This window comes from Bacillus lumedeiriae, assembly GCF_044891285.1.
Taxonomy (GTDB): domain Bacteria; phylum Bacillota; class Bacilli; order Bacillales; family Domibacillaceae; genus Pseudobacillus; species Pseudobacillus lumedeiriae.
Genome location: NZ_JAUIYO010000002.1, coordinates 25,864 through 50,681 on the forward strand (window position 1 = coordinate 25,864; position 24,818 = coordinate 50,681).

At 42.7% G+C, this 24,818-nt stretch carries 23 protein-coding genes and 2 riboswitches; of the genes, 20 read left to right on the forward strand and 3 right to left on the reverse strand.

Going from position 1 to position 24,818, the window contains the following annotated elements; genetic code table 11:
* Positions 1-21: 21 nt before the first annotated feature.
* On the forward strand, positions 22-1,215 hold the full coding sequence (gene megL, locus QYG89_RS03700; protein ID WP_404314697.1) for a methionine gamma-lyase: 1,194 nt from the start codon (positions 22-24) through the stop codon (positions 1,213-1,215).
* A 284-nt stretch (positions 1,216-1,499) separates the two neighbouring features.
* Positions 1,500-2,726, forward strand: a complete 1,227-nt coding sequence (locus tag QYG89_RS03705) for an MFS transporter (RefSeq protein WP_404314699.1) — start codon at positions 1,500-1,502, stop codon at positions 2,724-2,726.
* Between the two features lie 141 nt (positions 2,727-2,867).
* On the opposite strand, the gene QYG89_RS03710 is transcribed toward QYG89_RS03705, so the two are convergent.
* Positions 2,868-4,421: a sensor domain-containing diguanylate cyclase gene (locus QYG89_RS03710; RefSeq protein ID WP_404314701.1), complete on the reverse strand. Its 1,554-nt coding sequence runs from the start codon at positions 4,419-4,421 to the stop codon at positions 2,868-2,870.
* 218 nt (positions 4,422-4,639) lie between these two features.
* Between QYG89_RS03710 and QYG89_RS03715 the strand changes: the two genes are divergently transcribed.
* The 6 genes from QYG89_RS03715 (at position 4,640) to thiW (ending at position 10,558) form a co-directional block, all read left to right on the forward strand.
* Positions 4,640-5,077 (forward strand): peptidylprolyl isomerase, encoded by a 438-nt coding sequence (locus tag QYG89_RS03715; RefSeq protein ID WP_404314703.1) that lies wholly within the window; start codon positions 4,640-4,642, stop codon positions 5,075-5,077.
* Between the two features lie 155 nt (positions 5,078-5,232).
* Entirely contained in the window at positions 5,233-5,961 is a 729-nt protein-coding gene (locus QYG89_RS03720; RefSeq protein ID WP_404314705.1) for a DsbA family oxidoreductase, read from the forward strand.
* A 169-nt stretch (positions 5,962-6,130) separates the two neighbouring features.
* Entirely contained in the window at positions 6,131-7,297 is a 1,167-nt protein-coding gene (locus QYG89_RS03725) for a saccharopine dehydrogenase family protein (RefSeq protein WP_404314707.1), read from the forward strand.
* 144 nt (positions 7,298-7,441) lie between these two features.
* A complete protein-coding gene (menC, locus tag QYG89_RS03730; protein ID WP_404314709.1) occupies positions 7,442-8,551 on the forward strand; it encodes an o-succinylbenzoate synthase in 1,110 nt (369 codons plus the stop codon).
* Positions 8,552-8,764: 213 nt separating this feature from the next.
* Positions 8,765-9,643 carry a superoxide dismutase gene (locus QYG89_RS03735; protein WP_404314711.1) on the forward strand — a complete coding sequence of 293 codons (879 nt, stop codon included), beginning with the start codon at positions 8,765-8,767 and terminating at the stop codon, positions 9,641-9,643.
* 245 nt (positions 9,644-9,888) lie between these two features.
* A riboswitch (TPP riboswitch) is annotated at positions 9,889-9,997 on the forward strand.
* 63 nt (positions 9,998-10,060) lie between these two features.
* Positions 10,061-10,558, forward strand: coding sequence for an energy coupling factor transporter S component ThiW (gene thiW / locus QYG89_RS03740; protein WP_404314713.1), 498 nt, complete (start codon positions 10,061-10,063; stop codon positions 10,556-10,558).
* Here thiW and QYG89_RS03745 read toward each other — a convergent pair.
* Positions 10,552-10,929: a hypothetical protein gene (locus QYG89_RS03745; RefSeq protein ID WP_404314715.1), complete on the reverse strand. Its 378-nt coding sequence runs from the start codon at positions 10,927-10,929 to the stop codon at positions 10,552-10,554. The two genes, thiW and QYG89_RS03745, sit on opposite strands and share 7 nt — an antisense overlap.
* A gap of 149 nt (positions 10,930-11,078) precedes the next feature.
* Positions 11,079-11,182, forward strand: a riboswitch (TPP riboswitch).
* Positions 11,183-11,408: 226 nt separating this feature from the next.
* Between QYG89_RS03745 and tenA the strand changes: the two genes are divergently transcribed.
* The 9 genes from tenA to QYG89_RS03790 all read left to right on the forward strand — a co-directional run bounded on the left by tenA (position 11,409) and on the right by QYG89_RS03790 (position 20,260).
* A complete protein-coding gene (gene tenA / locus QYG89_RS03750) occupies positions 11,409-12,083 on the forward strand; it encodes a thiaminase II (RefSeq protein ID WP_404314717.1) in 675 nt (224 codons plus the stop codon).
* Positions 12,076-12,852: an ABC transporter ATP-binding protein gene (locus QYG89_RS03755; protein ID WP_404314719.1), complete on the forward strand. Its 777-nt coding sequence runs from the start codon at positions 12,076-12,078 to the stop codon at positions 12,850-12,852. The genes tenA and QYG89_RS03755 overlap by 8 nt, the downstream gene beginning before the upstream one ends.
* A gap of 14 nt (positions 12,853-12,866) precedes the next feature.
* A complete protein-coding gene (locus QYG89_RS03760; protein ID WP_404315613.1) occupies positions 12,867-13,601 on the forward strand; it encodes an ABC transporter permease in 735 nt (244 codons plus the stop codon).
* Entirely contained in the window at positions 13,598-14,605 is a 1,008-nt protein-coding gene (locus QYG89_RS03765; RefSeq protein WP_404314721.1) for an ABC transporter substrate-binding protein, read from the forward strand. Before QYG89_RS03760 ends, QYG89_RS03765 begins: the two co-directional genes overlap by 4 nt.
* A gap of 95 nt (positions 14,606-14,700) precedes the next feature.
* On the forward strand, positions 14,701-15,528 hold the full coding sequence (locus QYG89_RS03770; RefSeq protein WP_404314723.1) for a uroporphyrinogen-III synthase: 828 nt from the start codon (positions 14,701-14,703) through the stop codon (positions 15,526-15,528).
* Positions 15,529-15,976: 448 nt separating this feature from the next.
* Positions 15,977-16,786: a hydroxyethylthiazole kinase gene (gene thiM / locus QYG89_RS03775; RefSeq protein WP_404314725.1), complete on the forward strand. Its 810-nt coding sequence runs from the start codon at positions 15,977-15,979 to the stop codon at positions 16,784-16,786.
* Positions 16,787-16,807: 21 nt separating this feature from the next.
* Positions 16,808-17,632, forward strand: coding sequence for a bifunctional hydroxymethylpyrimidine kinase/phosphomethylpyrimidine kinase (gene thiD, locus QYG89_RS03780; RefSeq protein WP_404314727.1), 825 nt, complete (start codon positions 16,808-16,810; stop codon positions 17,630-17,632).
* The gene (gene thiE / locus QYG89_RS03785) at positions 17,616-18,278 is read left to right on the forward strand and encodes a thiamine phosphate synthase (protein ID WP_404314729.1); all 663 of its coding nucleotides are present in this window, start codon (positions 17,616-17,618) and stop codon (positions 18,276-18,278) included. The genes thiD and thiE overlap by 17 nt, the downstream gene beginning before the upstream one ends.
* A 155-nt stretch (positions 18,279-18,433) precedes the next feature.
* A complete protein-coding gene (locus tag QYG89_RS03790) occupies positions 18,434-20,260 on the forward strand; it encodes a PAS domain S-box protein (protein ID WP_404314731.1) in 1,827 nt (608 codons plus the stop codon).
* 44 nt (positions 20,261-20,304) lie between these two features.
* Here QYG89_RS03790 and QYG89_RS03795 read toward each other — a convergent pair whose 3' ends face one another.
* Positions 20,305-21,039: a YqjF family protein gene (locus QYG89_RS03795; RefSeq protein WP_404314733.1), complete on the reverse strand. Its 735-nt coding sequence runs from the start codon at positions 21,037-21,039 to the stop codon at positions 20,305-20,307.
* A 242-nt stretch (positions 21,040-21,281) separates the two neighbouring features.
* Here QYG89_RS03795 and QYG89_RS03800 point away from each other — a divergent pair, with 242 nt between their 5' ends.
* The 3 genes from QYG89_RS03800 (at position 21,282) to QYG89_RS03810 (ending at position 24,726) form a co-directional block, all read left to right on the forward strand.
* Positions 21,282-22,052, forward strand: a complete 771-nt coding sequence (locus QYG89_RS03800; protein WP_404314735.1) for a TraR/DksA C4-type zinc finger protein — start codon at positions 21,282-21,284, stop codon at positions 22,050-22,052.
* Positions 22,046-22,210: a hypothetical protein gene (locus tag QYG89_RS03805; protein WP_404314737.1), complete on the forward strand. Its 165-nt coding sequence runs from the start codon at positions 22,046-22,048 to the stop codon at positions 22,208-22,210. The genes QYG89_RS03800 and QYG89_RS03805 overlap by 7 nt, the downstream gene beginning before the upstream one ends.
* Positions 22,211-22,551: 341 nt before the next feature.
* Positions 22,552-24,726, forward strand: coding sequence for a malate synthase G (locus tag QYG89_RS03810; protein WP_404314739.1), 2,175 nt, complete (start codon positions 22,552-22,554; stop codon positions 24,724-24,726).
* The last annotated feature ends 92 nt before the right edge of the window (positions 24,727-24,818 follow it).

Sequence of the window (24,818 nt, forward strand, 5' to 3'; positions counted from 1 at the left end):
TTAGTTAAGGGAGCGGAAAACATGAAAGAAAAGTTCAAAAATATTGAAACAGCAGTGATTCATGCGGGCTACGATGCAAAAGAACATTTAGGCAGTCTCACCACTCCTATTTTTCAAACATCTACTTTTTCATTTGACAGCGCTGAGCAAGGAGAGAGGCGCTTTGCTGGGGAAGAAGACGGCTATATTTACTCAAGAATCGGAAATCCGACGGTGCGGGCATTAGAAGAAAGAATTGCTGAGCTTGAAGGGGCAGAAGCAGGGCTTGCTTTCGGTTCGGGAATGGCAGCTGTTTCCGCCATCTTAATCGCCTTAACAAAGAGCGGCGATCACATTTTATGTTCACAAGGAATTTATGGATGTACGTTCGGCCTGCTGGAATTAATGGCCGAAAAGTATCAAATTACCCATGATTTTTGCGCGATGGAAACAGAAGCGCAGATTGAGGCGCAAATTCGTCCTGAAACGACTTGTATTTATGTAGAAACACCAATCAACCCGACGATGAAATTAATTGACCTAGAGCTAGTAGCGAAGACGGCAAAGAAACACGGTATCCCGGTCGTCGTGGATAACACATTCTCTTCTCCTTACTTGCAGCAGCCGTTGAAATCCGGCTGTGATATTGTTTTGCATAGCGCCACGAAATACATTGGCGGTCATGGAGATGTGATTGCCGGCCTTGCAGCAGGAACGAAAGAAATGATGAATACAATTGCCAAAACGACGTTAAAAGATGTGGGCGGTGTGCTCTCCCCGTTCGATGCGTGGCTTTTGTTAAGAGGATTGAAAACTTTACATGTCCGCTTAGATCGTCATTGCGAGAATGCGGCCTATATTGTCGAACAATTGAAAAAGCATCCAGCCGTGAAGAACGTATTCTATCCAGGTGATGAGGCAAGTCATGATTATAAAATTATGCAAAAGCAAATGAGAAAGGGCGGCGGCTTAATCTCATTTGAAATTAACGGCAGCAAAAAACAGGCACAAAAACTGCTTAATGATTTATCATTTATCAACATAGCGGTAAGTCTCGGCGATGCCGAAACACTGATTCAGCATCCGGCAACGATGACACATTCAGGAATCCCTGAAGAAATGAGAAATCAAATGGGGATATCCGATGAGCTTATCCGTCTATCCATCGGCCTCGAAGCTAAAGAAGACATCTGGGAAGATCTAAAACAAGCACTCGATCAACTAAGAAAAGCGTAAGCGCCTTCTTAGCCCCGGCCAGTATAAGCCGAACTGATGAAATGGCACTTTTCAGCCATGCAATCAGTGCATCTTATAACCTCGAGGGGCCGGGCACTGAAGTTAGTCCAATGAAAGCCTCATTCCTGCTATGCAGCTGCAGGGATGAGGCTTTTTGATATGGACTAACTAATTTTAATTTTAGTTGTTTTGGGTTCAGTATATTTCCCCTATAGAAGGAGACAGTAATCACAAGAAATACCTTCCTGTGTTAGGTATTTTATTTTAAGCAATGGAGGATCGTTATGAAGGAAAAAAAGTGGGATCTTTTTGCACTAGCATCGATACCGTTAGCCATGACACTAGGGAATTCCGCCCTTATCCCCGTCTTGCCGGTTATGGAAAAGAAGCTGGGTATTTCCGCGTTTCAAGCCAGTTTAATTATTACTGTTTACTCAGTAATTGCCATTGTACTTATTCCACTAGCGGGGTATTTATCTGACAGGATCGGCAGAAAGAAAGTTATGATACCTAGTTTAATTCTAGCTGCGGCAGGCGGAGTTATTTCCGCATGGGCCGCCTGGAAATTGGAAGATCCATATGTAATGATTCTAGTTGGCAGGTTTCTGCAGGGAGCCGGTGCCGCTGGTGCCTTTCCTGTTGTTTTACCGACGGTCGGCGATATGTTTAAGGAAGAAAAAGAAATGAGCAAAGGATTAGGGATTATTGAAACAGCTAATACGTTCGGGAAAGTGTTAAGCCCTATTTTGGGGGCTGCGCTGGCAGTGGTGATCTGGTATCTTCCGTTTGTTTCTATTCCTATACTTTCTCTCCTCTCACTTGTTCTCATTATGAAATTTGTAAGGACACCCGAAAATAGCGGAGAAAAGCAAAAAAAGAGCTTTCGGCAATTTATTGATGGTATGAAAGATACTTTTAAACACAATGGACGCTGGCTGGTGGCTGTATTTGTTATCGGCTGTGTGAATATGTTTATTTTGTTTAGTTTTTTATTTCATTTATCGACACTCCTTGAAAGTGAATATGACATTACGGGTATTATGAAAGGGTTCATTTTGGCGATCCCTTTGCTGTTCCTTTGTTTGGCTTCTTACATGTGCGGCAAGAAAATTGGCGGTAACAAAACCACCATGCGCTCCATTATATTATTTAGCAACGGAGGTGGAGCCATAGCACTTGCTTTTATAAATCAGGAGATAGGACTAGTTTTCATGATTATGCTGCTGACAGCAGCTAGTATTGGAATCGGTCTTTCCTTGCCTTGTTTGGACGCGCTAATTACAGATGGCATTTCAAAAGAAGAAAGAGGAACGATTACCTCTTTTTATAGCAGCATGCGTTTTTTAGGAGTAGCAGCAGGCCCGCCTCTCACAGCAGTGTTACTAAAAAGTATTCCTGGGTTTTTATATTTCGTGTTTGCGGTTTTAAGCTTGTTTGCCGCTCTTTATACACTGTGGGCTATAAAACCGGATAAGAAGCAAAAAGCAAAAAGAATATTGGCAGGGATATAAGGATGGTTTAGAAGCCTAGCATTGACTCAAAAGGGCCAGGTCTTACTCCTCGTATAATATATTAGATGGCTGTTACTCATTTCACCAGCCATTGTATTGTTATTATGAGGGCGGCCCCTTTGGTCTTAGGCTTTTTTGTGATCAGAAGGTCGGTATGATGACCTTGTTTCTGCCCGTTTGTTTTGCTTGGTAGAGGCACTGGTCAGCTAAGTTAATTAGTTCAGCAGGAGTAGACGCATCATTAGGAAAGGCAGCTGCTCCCGCTGAAATGGTAATGACTTCACTAGTTGGACTGATCGTTTGTTCTAAGTGAATCCGCAGTTCTTCCGCTGCATGTTCGGCTAATGAAGTGTCCGCTTCTGGAAGGATGATTAGAAATTCTTCTCCTCCATAACGGCAGCAGATGTCTCCTTCTCGGACTGTTTCTTTCATGAGTCTGGCAAGGAAAATAAGCACTTCATCGCCAACCCCGTGTCCGTATGTGTCATTTATTTTCTTGAAGTAATCAATATCTAAAAGGATGACAGCAAAAGGACGCTTTCCCTCTGCTAGTGTAGCAAGATGTTCACTCATTGCTCTCCGATTGCGTAGTCCGGTGAGAGGATCAGTGGATGATTGCTGCTGAAAATCGCTTACTTTTTCGTGAAGAATGCGAAAACTGCTCAGTAGTGCCTTTTTCAACTGAATGGCTTCATAATACCAGGCATGAATGTTTGCAATATCTTGTTTCTGATCATGCTGGGAGCTATGTTCGGCTAATGAAGCAAGTTGCTGCAAAGGCTGGATAATCTTTGTTAGGAGAAGTGAGATAATGATTAATGATATAAGAATGAGCGGCAAGGCAGTTATGATCATGCTCTTTATCATGGCATTTGAAGGAGCGAGAGCCATGGCAGAGGGGCGCTGCGAAACCACCCCCCATTCAGCTGTAGGAATCGCTGCAAACCCTGCCAGCATATCTTTTCCCTGCGTGTTAATTACTCGCTGGGCTCCGTTTTTTCCTTTCATCAGCTTTTGAACGACAGGATTTGTAGAACCATCATCATTAATACGGTCAGGGGATTGATGATAAATAATCCTCCCATCACCATCTACAACGTATACATAAGATCCATCATCATAAAAATGTTCACCCAGCAATTCATTTAAAATGCTTTTTTCTTTCAAATAAATCGTTCCGCCTACAAAACCAAGATAATCCCCTTTTTGGTCAAAGATGGGATGTGAAATGAAAATAACGAGCCGCCCAGTGATTGATATGAAAGGTTTAGAAATGAGCGGTTTTTTTTCATTCAATGCTTGAAGTGCTGCCGGGGAATTTAATTTTTTGTTTTTAATTTCTAAACTCTCAGGTGAAACAGCTATCACAGTACCGGTTTGATCAGCGACAGCGACAGAATTAAACATATTCGATTGGTATTTTAACTGATTGACTTCAGTTAAAAGGGCTTCTTCATTTCTCTTCATAGAAGGAGCGAGGATTTCAGAACTGATTTTTAATGTCTGCAAAGTGAATGTTAAATAATCATCTGTCGTATTGGCCAGTTTCTCCGCATATACGCGATTTGTTTCCAATGTATTTTCGATTAGTGTTTCTCTTTCCAACTGATAACCGGCATATAAACTGCTGAAAAGTGTGAGCAATACGGAAAAGAGGACAACTAATAAGATTAAATATTTTAAAGATATTTTCATAGAATTACTTCCTTCTTTCATTCATGAGAAAAAGGTTATATCGTTTTATCCTCAAAGTAAGATAATAATAGAATTTCTTAATTTTGCCAAGAGATACTAATGATGTATATGTGGATATTACAAATTGCCTTATGACTGAGACCTCTTACTTTCCTTTATATCGCTCGTCCGGTATGATAGACACTGACAACATTTTATGTAAAAAAGGAGAGGTTTTTATGGCGAAAAAAGGAACGATTGTAATGGAGAATGGAGAAGCAATTGAGTTTGAATTATATCCTAACGAAGCGCCAAATACAGTGGCGAACTTTGAAAAGTTAGCGAATGAAGGTTTTTATAACGGCGTTATATTCCATCGCGTCATTCCAGGCTTTGTGAGCCAAGGAGGAGATCCGACTGGCACAGGAATGGGAGGAAGCGGAACGACGATTAAATGTGAAACAGAAGGAAACCCGCATAAGCACGAAGCAGGCAGCTTGTCTATGGCTCATGCTGGCAAGGATACCGGCAGCAGTCAGTTCTTTATTGTTCACGAGCCGCAGCCGCATTTGAACGGAGTACATACTGTTTTCGGAAAAGTAACTTCTGGTCTGGAAGCTGTTCGTGCAATGAAAAATGGCGACGTGATGGAGCGCGTTACAGTAGTTGACGAATAAATATAAATGAAGAAGGGGGGAGTATACGTACTCCTCTCTTTTTTCTTAAGGGCTATGTGAATGACTTGTCTCTTTGATGATTAGAGCGGAGGGCGCGAGACTCTCGCGGAAATCAACAAGGGGGCTAACAAAGACTTCTCAAAAGAGGTGTAATAATGAAAATTAGTGTATGGTCAGATTTTGTTTGTCCGTTCTGTTATATCGGCAAGCGTCGATTAGAAGAAGCGCTGAACATGTTTCCTCACAAAGATGGAGTAACGATTCAGTTTAAAAGCTTTGAGCTGGCTCCGGATGCTGCAAAGAAAACGGACAAAAGTATTCATGAAGCGCTTGCTGCAAAATATGGGATGAGCATTGCACAGGCAAAAGCAATGAATCAAAATGTTGGTGAACAGGCGGCATTAGCCGGCTTAACATTTAATTTTGATGAGATGAAGCCGGCAAACACGCTAGATGCCCATCGTCTTGCGAAACTTGCGGAGGAAAAAGGCAAAGAAGCGGAAGTAACAGAACGGCTGCTGCAAGCGTATTTTACTGATTCTCTGCTCATAAGTGATCATCTTGTGCTGGCTGAAATCGCCGGGAAGGCCGGATTAAATAAAGAAGAAGTGATTTCATTTTTGGCAACTGACCGTTTGACTGAAGAAGTGCGGATAGATGAAGAAGAGGCTCGCAGGATTGGTGTACAAGGTGTTCCGTTTTTTGTATTTAATGATAAGTATGCTATTTCTGGAGCACAGCCGGTTGAAGCATTTACTGCTGCTTTGCAAAAAGTATGGGAAGAAGAAAACGAGAAACCGGTGCTGCAAGACCTATCTGGGGATGGTGCCCCTGACACGGTTTGCACAGATGAAGGCTGTGATGTACCAGGTGACCGAACTTAACTGTTATTAAATCGACAATATTATTTAACAGACACAAGTAAAAACAGCTTCCTCCTGCGTCAGAGGAAGCTGTTTTTACTTGTGTCTTCATACAGGAATCAAGAAACCGGTTTTTCTTTCATATACTACTACATAAACAGAATAATAACCAAATGGGGAGGAATGAAACATGCGAGTACTCGTACTAGGATCGGGGCTAATGGGAAAAGAAGCGGCAAGGGATTTAGTCCAATGTAAAGGGGTAGCTAAGGTCACATTAGCTGATTATGATGTTGAAAAAGCGAAACAAACTTGCCGGGTTCTGCAATCCCCAAAACTAAGCGCGATTTTCGTTGATGCCTCAAATACAGATCAGCTCGTTGCTTTAATGAAGAAGCATGATGTTGCGATTAATGCGTTATTTTATTCATTCAATGTAGATGTTGCTAAAGCGGCCATCGCAGCGGGTGTACATTCGGTCGATCTCGGCGGGCATATCGGTCATGCAACGGATCGGGTGTTGGAAATGAAGGAAGAAGCGAAAGCTGCTAAAGTGACGCTGATTCCGGATCTTGGTGTCGCACCGGGGATGATTAATATTTTGGCGGGATATGGTGCCGGCAAACTTGATCAAGTCGAATCGATTAAATTGTACGTAGGAGGCATTCCGCTTCGCCCGGAACCGCCATTTGAATACAATCATGTGTTTTCGATGGAGGGAGTGTTCGATCATTACACAGACCCATCTCTTATTATTAGGAGTGGAAAAAAACAAGAGATTCCTTCTTTGTCTGAAATAGAAACTATTCATTTTGAGAAGTTTGGCCCGCTCGAGGCATTTCATACAGCAGGTGGAACATCGACACTTTCATATTCGTATCCGCATCTTGAGTGTTTAGAATACAAAACCATTCGCTATCCGGGGCATGCAGAAAAATTTAAATTGCTCGTTGATTTAAACTTAACCCGCTCTGATTATTTTGTAGAAGTAAACGGCACTCAAGTGAGACCGCGTGATGTTTTGTTGAAAGCACTTGATCCAATTGTCGATTTAAAAGACAAAGTAGATGTTGTTCTGTTAAGAGTAGAGACAAAGGGAATCAAGGATGGAAGGAAGACGGCCTGCACATATGAAATGACGACATATAAGGATACGGTTCATAACGTAACCGCCATGGCTAGAGCGACGGCAAATACGATTTCCATTGTTGCACAAATGATTGCTGAGGGAACGATTGACAAGACCGGTGTCTACCCGCCGGAGCAAATCGTTCCAGGAGATAAATATATAGAAGAAATGGCAAAGCGTAATGTTCTGATAAAAGAAATTATAGAGGAAGAAAAGCCGCTGGCATAGATATTATTTGGGACTGTCTAAAAGTCAGCGGAGTATTGACTTTTTGGCAGTCTGTTTTCTTTTTATGTACAATAAGAGGAGAGGGTGAGGAAAACGGCAAGGTGATGAGGTTCATCTATTGAACGCCGAGAAGGGAAGAAAACAATGAAATTAAAAGAAATCGTACTGCGTCATTTACAAATGGAAATGAAGTTCCCGTTTACAACGAGCTTCGGAACAATGAAAAACAAAGAGTTTATTTTAGTAGAGGTGAAAGATGAAGAAGGTTTGTCTGGCTGGGGGGAGTCCGTTGCTTTTCCGTCTCCTTTTTATAGTGAGGAAACACTCCAAACAAATTGGCACATGATAGAAGACTTCTTAATTCCTTTATTAAAAGACAAAGATATCTCCCATCCAGATGAAATTACCTCTTTATTTGAACCAATCAAAAAAAATAATATGGCGAAAGCCGCGATCGAAGGAGCCGTTTGGGATTTATATGCTAAAAGAAAAGGCATTCCGCTTTATCAAGCTTTAGGGGGAGAAAATACAACGATTGATGTTGGGATTAGTATCGGGATTCAAGAAACCGTTGATGACCTTTTACATATTATAAAAACACATGTAGACGAGGGATATAAACGAATAAAAGTAAAAATTAAGCCAGGTTGGGATGTTGATGTCATAAGGGAAATCCGCTGTTCTTTTCCAGATATTCTGCTGATGGCAGATGCTAATTCAGCTTATCGGCTGGAAGATCTTCCAGAACTAAAGAAGTTGGATGAGTTTCAGTTAATGATGATTGAACAGCCACTTGCATCGGATGACATTGTCGATCATGCTGTGCTTCAAAGAGAATTGCAGACGCCTCTTTGTTTAGATGAAAGTATCCACTCTTATGAAGATGCGCGAAAAGCCCTGCAGCTTGGAAGCTGTAAAATTATTAATATCAAAATTGGCCGTGTCGGCGGATTAACAGAATCTAAGAAGATTCACGATCTTTGTAAGGAGAACAGTATACCTGTCTGGTGTGGAGGCATGCTGGAAGCGGGAGTGGGAAGAGCGCATAATATTGCGCTTACGACTTTGAGTCATTTTACGATGCCGGGAGACACCGCAGCTTCTTCGCGTTATTGGGAGAGGGATATTATTCAGCCGGAAGTAACTGTACAGGGTGGTGTCATACAAGTTAGGGATCAAGCAGGGATTGGCTACGATATGGATTTGGAAGCAGTCAAAAAGTTCACGTTGAAAGAAAAAGTACATTCTTTATGATTTTGAGGAGAACGGTGCACAGGCTTTTAGAAACCAGGGAGAGATGAAGGGATATCCCACTTAAGAAGCTGTCTGGCAGTCAACTGTATGTTGGCTGCCAGACAGCTTTTTTGAAATGGAAGAATCAGAAATAATCAAGCTTGGAAAAGACGATAAGAACGTAAATGCCGCGCATGCATATGTTGAGAATAGCAGGTGAAGGGAGGAGTTTAGTTGGAGCGGTACCAGCATTATTTGCAAGAAGCGAAAAAGTGGTGTGATGATTTATCGAATTGGGAGAATGAAGTTATCGATCCTGCACTCATTAAAAACTGGGAAGAACAAATTGAAAAGATTGACGAGTGGTTATCAGGGCCGCTTAATGAGACAGAATGTTATAAAGTAGAAAAAGAGGTTCGGGCATTGGCACAAGAATGGCAACAGTTTCATGAAAAACTGTTTACAGATTGTGATTCGGAGGGGCAGGAGAACAGAGTGGAACAAGTTCCAATCGGCGGTCATCGGCTTCCTCCGCTTCCTTATCCGTACAATGCACTGGAACCATATATTGATGAACCAACGATGCGGCTTCATCATGATAAGCACCACCAAAGCTATGTAGATGGCTTAAATAAAGCAGAGCGAGAATTAGCGAAGGCACGGAAAGTGAATGATTTTCAGCTTGTTAAACATTGGGAAAGGGAGCTTGCGTTCAACGGTGCAGGCCATTATTTGCATTCGATTTTTTGGAAAGTGATGTGTCCACAGGGAGGAGGAAAGCCATCAAGAGAGCTAGAGCGTGAGATGTCCCGTTCATTTGGCAGTTTCGCTGAATTTAAAAATCAATTTTCACAAGCAGCGCAGCATGTGGAAGGCGGAGGCTGGGCCATCCTTGTGTGGGCGCCGCAGGCACAGCGGATGGAAATATTGCAAGCGGAAAAACATCAAAACTTAAGTCAGTGGGATATTGTTCCGCTCCTCGTTCTTGATGTGTGGGAACATGCCTATTATTTAAAATATAAAAATAAAAGAGCGGATTATATAGAGAACTGGTGGAATGTTGTCTGCTGGGATGAAGTAAGCCGACGGTTTAGAGAAGCAAGACACAGGTAGCCGTACTCATGCTTTTTATATAGGTTATGTCAATCACTATTGTGGATTGGAGGAAGGCGGGAGACTGTGCGTTCACATGAGACCTCGAAGGCGCGATAGCGGCGAGGAGGCTCCCGGACCACCCGAGGAAGGCGAGAATCAACAAAGCCTTTATATAAGAAGATGTCGCAATAAATGAAAAATTACACTGCCAAGACCTTCCCATTCAATATAATTCATTCTATAATAGAAAATGAACTTAATAGGAAAGCTACTAGAGGTGCCTGTTAAAGGCTGAGAGAAAAGCGAATTGTTTTTCAACTCTTTGAACCTGATCTGGGTGATGCCAGCGTAGGAAAGTAGTATATTCATAAACTATTTCACTTACAAAAGCCGAGCCTAGATAAGGGTTCGGCTTTTTATAATGGAGGAATGTATATGAACCAAGTGCAAAAACTGGCATACATGGCTTTATTTACGGCCATCGCGACGTTCGGCTCTTCTCTTATTTGGTTTCCTGCTGGAATAGCCAAAGCATATCCTGTTCAACATGCGGTCAATGTGATGGCCGGTGTGCTGCTCGGCCCAGGGCCTGCGGTTATTATCGCATTTGTAACTGGATTGCTTCGAAACCTTATGGGGACAGGCTCGTTATTAGCTTTTCCAGGCGGAATGATTGGAGCTTTTCTTGCCGGATATATTTATCAAAAAACGAGACATGCTTGGGGGGCTTCTATTGGAGAAATAACTGGTACGGGACTAATTGCTTCTTTATTCGCTGTGCCTTATGCAAAAATTTTGATGGGAACGACAGTCGGCGCCTTTTTCTTTTTGCCTGCGTTTCTTGTCAGCAGTCTTTCCGGATCATTGATTGGCCTTGTTTTAGTGAAACGGATCGTCAAAATGAAAGTCTGGAAATATCGTCCTAATCATTGATTCCAACGAATCGAAACGGCCAGCTTACAACATTGCAAATTCCCTGAATCTGTTTGTAGTTCAAGCCGAAAAAAATCTGGATTAAAAGAAATAGCCGCTTTTGTGAGCATTCCGGACGATCGGATGAGCCGTTCTACTTCTTGTCGGTTAGAAGATTGAGCAGCAGCCATTAAGCGAAAGGCAAAATCATTGTCAGTCGTTATCTTGTTTAGAAGCAGAGTTGTTTCATTCAAGAGCCTTTTCATTGATTGGGCAGACTGTTTAAAGAAGACTGTATTGACTGTAGGATAAGGTCTTATGAATGCTTGGTGAAGATCATAATTTGTAAATGTAGTAGCATAGGGACGCCCATACGGATAAAAATAATACACAGCAGCATAGCTCCTTCCGCAAATGAACTTTCTATTAATATACATGTGAATGATAAATAAAATGATCGCTTTAATTTATTTAAAAATTCAGAATTTTATTGATGTAAGGCTATAAGTATGTTACAACTAAGTAAAGTCTAATTAAATAGTTTGATCCTTGGGGGTGCTTTAATAAGCTGAGAAAGGTGAAATACCTTAACCCTTATTACCTGAACTGGGTCATGCCAGCGTAGGGAAGAGGCATTGTGAGTATGTTAAGCTGCAATTCTTTTTGTCATTGCAGCAAAATAAGAACTTATAAAACTGCTTCTCCCTGTGAGAAGCAGTTTTTTTATTGTTCTAACGATGGATAAAGGTTTAAAAGTGTGAACAAAAAATCCGGAATGATGCACAACGCATGCAAATGTATGAACAAACGTCTATACGCATTTCTAGGCAGTTAGGCATTGCAATTAATAGATTCTAAGGAGTGTATATCAATGAAGTTTAGTGAAAGGTTACATGAGAAATTACAACCGATCTGGAGGCAAAATCATAAGCATCCTTTTGTAAAGGGGATCGGCGATGGAACGCTTGATCAGCGGAAATTCCGTTTTTATATGGTTCAGGATTATTTATATTTAATCGATTATTCCAAGGTGTTTGCGCTTGGAGCTGTTAAAGCGACGGATGTGGAGACGATGGGAAGGTTTGCGTCCTTATTGAATGAGACTCTTAATTTCGAAATGTCGCTTCACCGCCAGTATGCAGCTAGGTTTGGTATTTCAGAGGAAGAGCTGGAGCAGGCGAAGCCATCTCCAATTACACTTGCGTATACACATTATATGCTCCATGTCAGTCAGAATGGGACCCTTGCTGAGCTGATTTCTGCACTGTTGCCGTGTGCATGGAGTTACTGGGAGATTGGAAAGGAACTGAATGAAATTCCAGGTGCAAGTGAACATGAGCTGTATGGTGACTGGATAAAAATGTACTCATCGAAAGAGTTCGGCGAGCTGGCTGTATGGTGCATCGAACTATTAGATAAACACACAGCCGGAAAGAGTGAAGAAGAGCTTGATCGATTGGAAGAAATCTTTCTAAATACGACCCGCTATGAGTATATGTTCTGGGATATGGCATACAATGAGCAAATGTGGCCTGGAGATGAATAAAAAAGTTCTAGAGTTTGAGAATGTGACTTTTTCCTATAAAGAAAAAAAGCAGGGGCGCTCTGTCCCTATTCTTCAATCTTTAAATGTAGATATTTATGATCAGGAATTTATTACGATTGTAGGTGCGAGCGGGTCAGGAAAAAGTACACTTTTCAGATTAATTACCGGACTTGAAGATCCCGATGAAGGAAAGATTTTTATTAATGGACAGATACATGAAAGCAGGCTTGGAAAAGCCGGGTACATGCCTCAGCAGGATTTATTGATGCCATGGCGGACGGTTCTCGAAAATGCAGCCCTGCCCCTTGAATTAAAAGGCATTCATAAAGAAGAAGCCCGGAAACAGATTGTTCCTCTTCTTGAAGAATTCGGATTAGCTGGAATGGAGAATCGCTTTCCTCATGAATTATCAGGAGGCATGAGGCAGCGCGTTTCTTTTTTGCGTACGTCGTTAAGCGGCTCCAATGTACTATTGCTTGATGAGCCTTTCAGTGCACTTGATGCCATTACGAGGCTGTCAATGCAGGAATGGCTGATGGCTCAGTGGGAGAAACGAAAAAACACGATCATATTTATTACACATGATGTCAATGAGGCGCTTTTTCTATCTGACCGCATTTTCGTTTTTTCTGAAAAACCTGTTCACACACTTGAAGAAGTCAACGTGCCCCTCTCGAGACCGAGAGATTTACAAGACTTAAATCAACCGGACATGATTGAGCTAAGGGAGCATTTGCTTGAGCAGCTGAGAGGGAAGGTGACAGTGTGAGAAAGGTAAAAGGAATGCTGCCGGCAGCCTTATTAATTGCGGCTTTTCTGTTCATTTGGGAAGCTGCAGCGCGGGGGATGAACATGATGTTTATTCTTCCGCCGCCGACAGGCGTTCTCAGTAAGTTATGGGAATTGAAAGAGCCGCTATTGTTCGAACATCTGCCTGCTACGCTGGCGATTATCATCATAGGCCTGGCTATTTCTATTTTATTAGGAACGGGGATCGCTGTTTGGATGAGCATCAGTCCGACTGTGGAAAAAGCGCTTTACCCGATTATTATCTCCTCACAGATGATTCCGATCATTGCACTTGCGCCGATTTTTGTTCTTTGGTTCGGCTACTCCATTTGGAGCAAGGTAGTCGTAACTGTGTTGATTACGTTTTTTCCTATCACGGTGAATACATATGATGGACTGCAATCTGGGAGTAAAGAATTGAAAGAACTAATGATGACAATGGGTGCGGGGAAAAAAGAGGTCTTTATCAAATTGCTCGTTCCATCCTCTTTGCCGCACTTCTATTCGGGAGTGAAAGTAGCTGTTACATTAAGTGTGATCGGTGCTGCAATCGGCGAATGGCTCGGGGCGCAGGCTGGGCTTGGGTATTTCAGCCGGCGAATGATGACACAGTTTGATGGAGCTGCGGTTTTCGCGCCTATCGTGTTGTTATCAGCTATTGGCATTGTGTTGTTCATCATCGTCAAAATCATAGAAAATAGATCATTAAAATGGAGGAAATCAGGATGAAGAAGTGGTTAGTACTTATACTCGCTGTACTGCTTGCAGGCTGTAATGCCGGTGGTACGGATAAAAAAGAAACAGTAGCAGAAGAGGGGGCGAAAGATAAAGAAAATGTCACGATTATGCTTGATTGGTACCCAAATGCCGTTCACAGCTTTTTATATGCAGCAGAAGAAAAAGGTTATTTTGAAGAAGAAGGAATCAATGTCGATATTCAATTTCCAGCAAATCCGACAGACCCGATTACTTTAGCCGCTGCTGGGAAAGTAACGCTTGGCATTTCTTATCAGCCTGATGTCATCATGGCAAGGACGGACCAGGGGGTAAATGTGAAGTCCGTTGGCGCTATCGTCCGTTCGCCGTTAAACCACGTAATGTTTCTAGAAGACAGCCCGATTAAGACACCAAAAGATTTGGAAGGAAAAACAGTCGGCTTTACGGGTATCCCGTTAAACGAAGCGATTATCGATACGATGGTTGAGAAGGATAAAGGAAATCCGGAAAAAGTAAAGATGCTGGACGTAGGATTTGAATTAAATTCAGCTATTACTACGAAAAAAGCGGACGCAGTCGTGGGTGCTTACATTAACCATGAAGTCCCTCTATTGAAACATGAAGGCTTTGAAACGCGTAACTTTGATCCAACAGAATACGGTGTACCAAGCTTTTATGAACTTGTAGCTGTAACAAGTGATCAAACGTGGGAAGAGAAGCAAGATACGATTAAAGCATTTTGGCGGGCTGCAGAGAAAGGCTTTGCTTTTACTGAAGAACACCCGGATGAAGCGCTGCAGATTTTATTAAGCAAACAAGATGAAGCAAACTTTCCGCTTGTTGAAGAAGTAGAAAAACAAAGCCTTAGTATCCTGCTTCCAAAAATGAAATCAGAAGAAGGATTTGGCAGCCAGTCAAAGCAGCCATGGCAAGAAACGAGTGACTGGATGAAAAAAGCTGGACTCATCAAAAATGAGCCGAAGTTAGAGGATATGTTTGTCAACATTGCTCAATAAAGAAATAACCCCCACTGAATCTCTGTATACCTAGCGATTTAGTGGGGTTTTTGTGTTATGATAGAATCATAGATCATATGAGAGGGGAAAGAGAGATGGGAAAAGGGCTTGAAGGAAAGAGAATTGTTATTGCCGGCTCTAGAAAAACAGAAGAAATGAGCGCAATTATTGAAAAACAAGGAGGAGCATCGCTTGTCCGTCCGTTACAGGGAACAGCATTTTTGGCGGAAGATCAGGTCGGCGGGGAAATCAAAGAGTTGATCAGCAGCCAGGCCGACTGGGTCATTTTTACAACAGGCATCGGTACAGAGGCGTTAGTCGAAACAGCTGGAAAAATAGGAGTACAAGGAGAATTCTTACAAGTGATCCAACGAGCAAAAGCGGCTGCCAGGGGATACAAAACTTTTGCCGCTTTAAAGAAACTGGGAATTGTACCGCTTGCAGTGGATGATGACGGCACGACAGCTGGACTGATCCGAGCACTGGAAAAAGAAGACTTTGCCAACAAACGCGTGGCTGTTCAGCTTCATGGAGAAAATGCACCGTCATTAATCGCATTTTTAGAAGGAAAAGGAGCAGTTGTTCAATGCTTGCTACCTTACCGTCATCATGCTCCTGAAGAAGAAGTGGTGAAAAAAGCACTGAATGAAATCATTGACAAAGAGGTAGACGCCGTCTGCTTTACGACAGCTGTGCAAGTTCGTTTTTTATTCCATTATGCAAAAGAGACAGGACGTAAGGATGAACTGCTTGCTGCTTTTGCTTCTGATACGTTAGCCGGAGCAGTGGGAAAAGTGACAGCGGAAGCGCTGACGGAAGAAGGAGTGTCCCGCATGATCGTGCCTGAACTTGAGCGGATGGGTGCAATGATTATGAAATTATCACGATATTATCAAGAGCAGGAAGCATATCCAAGTTTATAGAATGATAGTTTCACGCTAAAATCGCTTTTGCCTGCAATTGGTGAGGGATTTCCTATTAAAATTCAGCCGGGTTGTCAAAAGATTGAAAATTTCAAACATACAAGGTACAATTTGAATACAACTAAAATGTGAACCGGGAGCTGGCGGACGCCGGCTGAGAGTGCAGCTATCCCGCTGCAGACCGTGTGAACCTGTTGGATAATGCCAGCGCAGGGAATGTGACAAGAATTTAGAGCACGTGCGCCGGCACTGTGCTTTTTTTGTTTGGCCATGTTAATGGTTATTGTTGATTGGAACGGAAGGCGCAAGACCCCTGCGGGAAAAGCGTGTCCACGGGAGATCCCGCAGACGCGACAGCAGCGCGGAAAGCTCCAGGGCCGCCCGGTGCCCCAGTGGAAATCATCAGGTGGGTTTAACAAAGACTTTTGTTTTAGAAAGGATGGAGGATATGGATAAAAGTAAAATTACCCGCATGCTTGCAGAAGTAAGAAAACAACGTCCGCTCGTACATAACATTACAAATGTGGTTGTGACTAACTTCACAGCAAACGGGCTTTTAGCACTTGGAGCGTCGCCGGTGATGGCTTATGCGAAAGAAGAAGTGGCAGAGATGGCAAAGTTAGCGGGAGCGCTCGTGTTAAATATTGGAACGCTTGATGAAGAGAAAGTACAGTCGATGATCTTAGCGGGAAAAGCTGCTAATGAAGCAGGTGTACCCGTCGTGTTTGACCCAGTTGGGGCCGGAGCGACTGCTTACCGGACAGAAGCGGCCCGAAGAATCATGAGAGAAGTGAAAGTGGCTGTATTAAGGGGAAATGCGGCTGAAGTGGCTCATGTGACAGGAAAAGAGTGGGGAATTAAAGGGGTTGACGCTGAAGAGTCTGACGGTGATCCAGTGATCATTGCGAAAGAAGCAGCGGAAAAATGGAAAACGGCGGTTGTGATTACAGGAGAATCAGACGTCATCGCGGATAAGGACTCTGTCTTCCTCGTTCATAACGGACATCCCTTATTGACAAAGGTAACGGGAGCCGGCTGTTTGCTTAGCTCTGTGATCGGGGCGTTTGCTGCGGTGGAAGAAGAGGTGTCATTGGCGGCTTTGGCCGCAGTAACTGTATATGGAACAGCAGCTGAATTAGCAGTGAAAATCCGGGGAGAAGAAGGACCGGGAAGCTTTCAAATAGAGTTTTTAAATCAGCTGGCGAAGGTTGGCGAAGAACAAATCGAAACAGGAGCTAAATTTGAGCAAGTTGTATAATTATTGACGGGGGTGGAGGAAATGATAGTAAGTAAAGCATTGACAATTGCTGGTTCTGACAGCGGGGGTGGTGCTGGCATTCAAGCAGACTTAAAGACGTTTCAAGAGCTTGGTGTATTTGGGATGTCTGCATTAACTGCGGTCACCGCACAAAATACACTCGGTGTGCACGGTGTGTATCCAATGACGGCAGAAGCAGTGGAAGCACAAATTGAAGCGATTGGGCAGGATATGGGAACTGATGCATTGAAAACGGGCATGCTGTTCAGCGGAGAAATTATTGAGGCCGCTGCACGGAAGATTGCGTGGTTCGGCTGGGAGCAGGTCGTTGTGGATCCGGTCATGATCGCTAAAGGAGGTGCTTCTTTATTACGAGAAGAAGCCGTCAAAGCACTGAAAGAACATTTAATGCCGCTTGCTATGGTGATTACACCCAATATTCCAGAGGCGGAAGTGCTGGCAGACATGAGTATTCAGTCACTCCATGACCGCAAACGAGCGGCAGAGAAGCTGTATAGCTTAGGAGTGAAAAATGTAGTCATTAAAGGCGGACATGCGGATGATGGGGATGAATTGATCGATTTGCTATATGATGGCAAAGAATTTTTCCAATTTACGAGCCGTCGTATTCCGACGAAAAATACACACGGGACAGGCTGTACATTTGCAGCAGCTATTACGGCTGAATTAGCGAAAGGAACAGCGGTCAAAGATGCCGTTGAAATCGCTGTGCAATATGTGCAGGCAGCCATTGAAATGGACTTGCATATCGGACAAGGGCATGGACCTACGAATCATTGGGCGTTTAAGAGAAAAGAGGCGGACAATTATGCAGCGCATAAGTGAAGAAAAGATGAAAGAACGACTGCGGGTATATTTTATTATGGGGAGCCCTAACTGTGTGAAAGATCCCGAGGAAACGCTGAAAGAAGCGATTGCGGGAGGGATTACGCTGTTCCAATTCCGAGAAAAAGGGCCCGGAGCCTTGGCTGGAGAAGAAAAGTTGAAGCTCGCTTCTAAGCTGCAAGCCATTTGCCGCAGCCATTCGATTCCATTTCTCATCAACGATGATATAGAATTAGCCATTCAATTAGGAGCAGATGGTGTGCATATTGGCCAGGACGATGAAGTACTTTCGGTTGTCCGTGAAAAAATGCCTGGAAAAATCGTAGGGATCTCTGCCCATACGCTGGAAGAAGTCCAAGAAGCCATCAAAGGCGGAGCAGATTATTTAGGAATAGGTCCCGTCTTTCCTACATCAACGAAAACTGATACGGAGCCGGTACAAGGAACGAAATTAATTGAAGCCATTCGAGCAGCCTCCATTTCGGTGCCGCTTGTCGGAATTGGCGGTATTCATGCTGATAACGCGGCTAGTGTAGCAGCCAATGGTGCAGATGGTGTATCCGTCATCACGGCCATCAGCCATGCCCAATCAGCAAAAGAAGCAGCCCATCAATTAAAGAAAGTGATTTTAGAAAATCTGGCATAAACGGTTCATTGGCTTCAAATAAAGAGAAGGCCTTCTCTTTATTTGAAGCTGTTTTTTTATTATGGGAGTTTGAAGATTATGTCTAATTTTGTCGAATTTCTTATACTGATAACTGGTGGGAATTCCTACATAATAAAGAAAAAGGGGGATAGGCGATGAATAAAGCGGGTGCGGAACAGGCTATTGAAAATGAAATAGCAACATGGTTTGTAGAAGGAGCAAGAGAGATCCTGTTGCTGTTAGATGAACAAGGGATTATTAAATATGCCAATGCAGCGTTTAACAAGCTTATGCCATCCTATTTCAAGGTACCTGGTAATAAGTATCTCTTTCAATTGATTCATGAGGAAGATAGAGAAGAGGCGGCTAGACGGCTTTTATTGTTGGAGAAAAGATCCAAGTTTAATTCATTTTCAAGCCGGTACTTTCATGAAGACGGAGGATACGGCCATTTACTTTGGCAGCGGGCAGAAAAAACAGAACAAGGCTGGATTCTAGTCGCAGCCGAGTCTCTTGAAGGCAAGCACCCCAGCTGCCAAGAAGACGGGAGTTGGCTGCATTTCATCGTTAACCATACAGAAGAACCGGGAGAAGCCGTCGATTTATGCGGGCGGGTTTTTGTGATCAATGAAATGTTTGAACAAGTGTACGGATGGACAGAAAAAGAGATAGTAGGAAAGACTTTTCCGACGATACCAGAACAATATCAGCATGAATGGCGCAGGATGATTGATAAAATGTGCCAAACAAAGAAGCCTGTTACTTTTCAAACGATGAGGATGAAAAAGGACGGAAAAACATTTCTGGCAGCCGTTACATTGTCTCCTATATACGAACGATCGGGCCGTGTCTTTCTATGCTTTACTACAACGAAAGACTTGACAGAAGACTTTAAAACAAAAAGATTAATAGAACAACAAAATCAAATAATTGCTGAGCGGGAGAAACTGATTTGCAACATTACTCGAAATATTACTGAAATGGTTACTCTTTTTGATTTAAAACAAAATAAATTTCTTTATATTAGTCCATCATATGGGGAGCTTTTCGACACGGATATAGATCACCTCTATGAAAATCCCCATATCATGTTAGAGAACTGCCATTCAGAAGACGTGCAAAAGCTAATTCAATTTTTTTCGATGTCAACGAATACACCAAGGGAACTTGAATATCGGATCATAAGGAATAAAGAGAGCGAACCAAGGTGGGTGTGTACGAAGATCACGCCAATTGCCGATGCGGATGGAAGGTTTAATCGTTATATTAGTATTACTAGGGATATTACCGATTCGAAGAAAAGGGAAATGATGATTAGGAAATGGGATAAGCTTAATGCAGTAGGGCAGCTTGCAGCTGGTATTGCCCACGAAATTAGAAATCCTCTTACATCAGTGAAAGGGTTTATGCAGCTGCTGGCACAAGAAACGAATCATAAATACACGAATATTATGCTGTTAGAATTGGAAAGAATTGAATTTATTATGAATGAATTTTTAATGCTGGCTAAGCCTCATCAAGAGATGCGTCTAGAATTGAGTGCCATTCATAAAGTGCTGCAGGAGGTCGTGGAATTTATGGAGCCTGAAGCGCTTTTACACAACGTGGAAGTTCATACTTCTTTTTGTGAGCGGTCTCCTCTTGTCTATTGTGAACCGAAACAAATCAAACAAGTGATTATTAATTTAATAAAAAATGCGATTGAAGCGATGCCAGGGGGAGGCAGCATTTATATAACAACATCCGTAACATCTAATAAGCAGATCTCAATTGAAGTGAGGGATGAAGGGACTGGGATACCGAAGGAACGGCTGGAGCGGCTTGGCGAACCATTTTACTCGAATAAGGAAAAAGGAACGGGCCTGGGATTAATGATGTGTTATAAAATTATGGAAAATCATCAAGGCACCATTCATTTCGTCAGCACAGAAGGAGAAGGAACAACGGCATTCGTTCTTTTGCCGCTGGCCAATGAACATTGATGAAAAGAAGAAGGGAGCAAATACTGAAACTGCTCTCTTCTTTTTTATACCTTTTGTAACGGCCAAAAGAAAGCCTGCTTGCTTTTGGAAAAATGGAGAATGGGCTCCTGCTGAAAATATGTATGCGGCAGGAAGGAAGCAGCTGTGTTGCGGTGAATAACGGCAGCTGCTTTTTGAAGTGTCCATTTTGTATGATGGATGTCTCCGCGATATAGCTTGTTTCTTCTTTCAGTAAAGAGGCAATAGCGTTCTGCTGCCCAATATTCAAATGTTCCAGGTTCTCCGAAATATGGATCAGAGACAGGATTGTATGAAACATGCAGTTCGTCCTTTTTGCCTCCAAAAGAATAAAGGCTTTGAAAATGACAGCTGCTATTTATGGAGGCTGTCATTTTTGCGAAGCGAAACGGCAATGAATACAAAACTCTGGCACCAAAAACAGATGGTAAATGGTTGACGTCCAGGTTGAAAAAATAAACACCAGGAACCCCTTTATATGTAACGTATGTGCGCACATTTAATTGAAGAAATGAATGAAGAAACGGAAGAGGCGGCAGTCCTCGGGCGCGCATGCCGGCTACTCTAAAGGGAACGATTCCAAGCCATGCGGATTTTTCATAAAGATCGAGCTGCAGAGGGGCAGGGATAACATGCTTTAAAGCTTGTGGATCCACAGCCCAATGCATAAATAATAAGTCGGTCCATAGTTGTGTCATGATCCACGGAGAACGAGGCAGCGGAATAGGTCTATGTTTTACGTGTAAGAAAGCTTCGTGCAAAAAAAGCCCCCCTCTGTCATCAAAATTTCACTTTATTAGTTTGGATCTATCTTTTCAAAACATTCATCTGATTGTACGCAGGGTCGTTTTGTTCTCCGTTTAGCTTTTTGATTAGGCTATAGAAACCGGGCACTCCCAGTGAAAATCAATAGCGGGGGTTTAACAAAGCGTTTGATTAAGTTACCCGTTTTTACTCATACTACATAATGATTGAGCATTTCAAAAAAAGGGGGTGCAATACGATGACGGAAGAACAATTATCCAGGTTGCGCCTGCAGCTGGAGAAGGAAAAGCGAGAGCTGGAAGAACGGTTTAAAATGAATGATCATTTTGATTTAGAAAGGACGCATTACAAAGAATCAATGGGAGAGCTTTCCACCTATGATAATCATCCAGCTGATGAGGGAACGGCCTTATATGAAAGAGAAAAAGACATTGCGTTAAATGAGCATGAAGAGACGGCATTAGCGAATATTGATAAAGCGCTCGAAGTGATGGATCAAGGAAATTATGGAAAATGCGAGGTCTGTAGGAAGGAGATTCCGTTTGAACGGCTCGCAGTACTGCCCGCCACCACTTATTGTATTGAGCATTCACCAGAACAGAATGTATCGCATGACAGGCCAATTGAGGAAGAAGTACTTATGCCGCCATTTGGAAAGTTTGACTTTGATGACAGTTTAGATGAATCAGTTGCTTTTGACGCAGAAGACAGCTGGCAGGAGGTAGCGAGCTGGGGAACATCAGAAACGCCATCTGACCTGGTTGACCCGCCTTCTCACTATGATGATATGTATATTGATTCAGACGAGAACATTGGATACGTAGAAGACTATGAGAACTTTGTAGGTGTCGATATAAATGGTAAGAATATCACCATCTATCCGAATGAACAACATGAGAAGTATGAGGAAGAACTGGATGAGGAAGGGATTATGACGACATTTGGCGATTTGCCGGCATTTGAACATGATCCTTATGTAGAGGAAGAGGGGGAACGTAACAAATGGTAAATTTGGACTTTGAATCCTTTAGAAAGCAACAGGCGAAGCACAAAGCTGTCTATGTCGGCAGCACAAAAGAAACACCGGCAGTTGACGATGAGCGTGTCAATGGACCGGGGGATACAGATTTATCACCTGGAGCAACAGGAAGGGGCGTTAGAAAATAATCATGGGCGGTCAAAAGTGGTTTTGTAATGTTGTATGAACGGAATGAATGTTCACATAAAGGTGATTTTTTGTGTTTAACAAATGTTAAAGAAGGGTAAAGTTGTAAATACGATAAGACGTTATGGTTGAGAAAATGTCCCAAAAGCTTGGCTTTGGGACATTTTTTTTTGTGGTGATTAAGGCTTGCTTGTTCGGTCCCTGTGCGGGAAAATGGATCGGAAATATTCTACAAAATAAGCCTTTATTTTATAATAGTTGAAATTTTCAGATTATTATGCTACTCTTTTTTTATAACACTTATGAAACACCGTTGTGTAATAAGAAACAGGGAGGAAGAATAATGAAAAACTATGTAAAAGCAGGGTCTTTGCAAGTCGATCAACAATTGCTCCAATTTATTAACAACGAAGTACTGCCAGGAACAGGGGTAGAAACAGAGGATTTTTGGAATGGATTTAGCAGTATTGTCGCTGAGTTGACACCGAGAAATCGCGAACTGTTGAAAAAACGTGATGATCTGCAGCAAAAAATCAACGAGTGGCATAAAGAAAACGAACTTGATTTTAACAACTATAAATCTTTCTTGGAGGAAATTGGTTATATCGAGCCGGAAGGTGAAGATTTTACTGTAACAACGGCAAATGTTGATGAAGAAATTGCTTTACAGGCTGGTCCGCAGCTCGTCGTACCAGTGAATAATGCCCGTTATGCCCTCAATGCGGCGAATGCGCGCTGGGGGAGTTTGTATGATGCTCTTTATGGAACAGACGCTATTTCTGAAGAGGAAGGCGCGGAGAAAAAGGGAAGTTATAATCCAATACGGGGAGAAAAAGTTATCGCCTTTGCACGGAAATTCCTAGACGAAGCAGCGCCGCTCCAAAACGGATCTCATAAAGAAGCAGTCAAATATGCAGTAGATGGAGAAAAACTCGCCGTCATATTAAAGAATGGAAGTAAAACAGGGCTGAAACATCAAGAGCAGCTGCAAGGCATTCAAGGAACGGCGCATTCGCCATCTGCGATCCTGCTGAAAAATAATGGGCTGCATTTTGAAATTCAAATTGATAAACATGACCCAATTGGCCAAAAGGACGCGGCTGGTGTCAAAGATATCTTAATGGAAGCAGCCCTTACGACTATTGTGGACTGTGAAGACTCCGTAGCCGCTGTGGATGCAGAGGATAAAATCCTCGTTTACCGCAACTGGCTTGGGTTAATAAATGGAAATTTAAGCGTTTCATTCGAGAAAAATGGAAAGCAAATGACACGCCGGCTGAATGAAGACCGCCGTTATACGTCAGTGAACGGAAGCACATTTGAATTGCCGGGGCGTTCCTTAATGTTTGTTCGGAATGTTGGTCATTTAATGACCATTAATGCGATTCTTGATGAAAATGGGGATGAAGTGTTTGAAGGAATCCTTGATGGAGTGATAACGAGCGCGATTGCGAAGCATTCAATTTCCTATGCGCAGAAACTTGTCAATTCCCGCAAAGGCTCCATTTATATCGTGAAACCAAAGATGCACGGATCAGAAGAAGTAGCATTTGCCTGTGAGTTATTTGATCGAATCGAGGACTTGCTGAACTTGGAAAGAAACACATTGAAGATCGGTGTAATGGATGAAGAAAGGCGCACGTCTTTGAATTTGAAAAATTGTATTCGAGAATCGAAAGACAGAATTGCTTTTATTAACACTGGTTTCCTTGATAGAACAGGAGATGAGATCCATACGTCGATGGAGGCAGGAGCGGTCATTCGAAAAGGCGACATAAAATCTTCTGTTTGGCTGTCTGCTTATGAAGCATCGAATGTAGCCGCAGGGCTTGAGGCAGGTTTTCAAAAACATGCGCAAATTGGGAAGGGCATGTGGGCGATGCCTGACTTGATGGCAGATATGCTCCAACAAAAAATCGGCCATTTAAAAGCCGGAGCCAATACTGCATGGGTTCCTTCGCCAACAGCAGCTGTTCTTCATGCGCTTCATTATCATCAAGTGGATGTGAAGCAAGTACAAAATGAACTGAAACAACAGAAGAAAGATTATAGGGATGACATTTTACAAATCCCACTTGCAAACAATCCAAGCTGGAGTAAAGAAGACATACAGCAGGAGCTTGATAACAATGCTCAAGGTATTCTTGGTTACGTTGTTCGTTGGGTAGAGCAAGGTATCGGCTGCTCAAAAGTGCCTGACATTAACAATGTTGGTTTGATGGAAGATCGGGCTACGCTCCGTATTTCCAGCCAGCATATCGCTAATTGGCTGCACCATGGCATCTGCACACAGGAGCAAGTGCTGGAAACGATGAAACGAATGGCAACAGTCGTTGATGAGCAAAATGCAGGTGACCCTGATTACCGGCCAATGGCCTCTAATTATGATGATTCCGTTGCGTTCCAGGCAGCATGCGACCTCGTGTTTAAAGGATACGAGCAGCCGAATGGATACACGGAACCTATTCTGCATAAACGTCGTCTTGAAGCGAAAGATAAACACCGTGTCGTTCAATAAAACGCGTTGTGAGCAAGGAGGAAAGGCTGGCCGGTTAACGGCCAGCCTCTTTCATCATTTTGGGCTATCAAACGGACGAAAAAACAAAAACA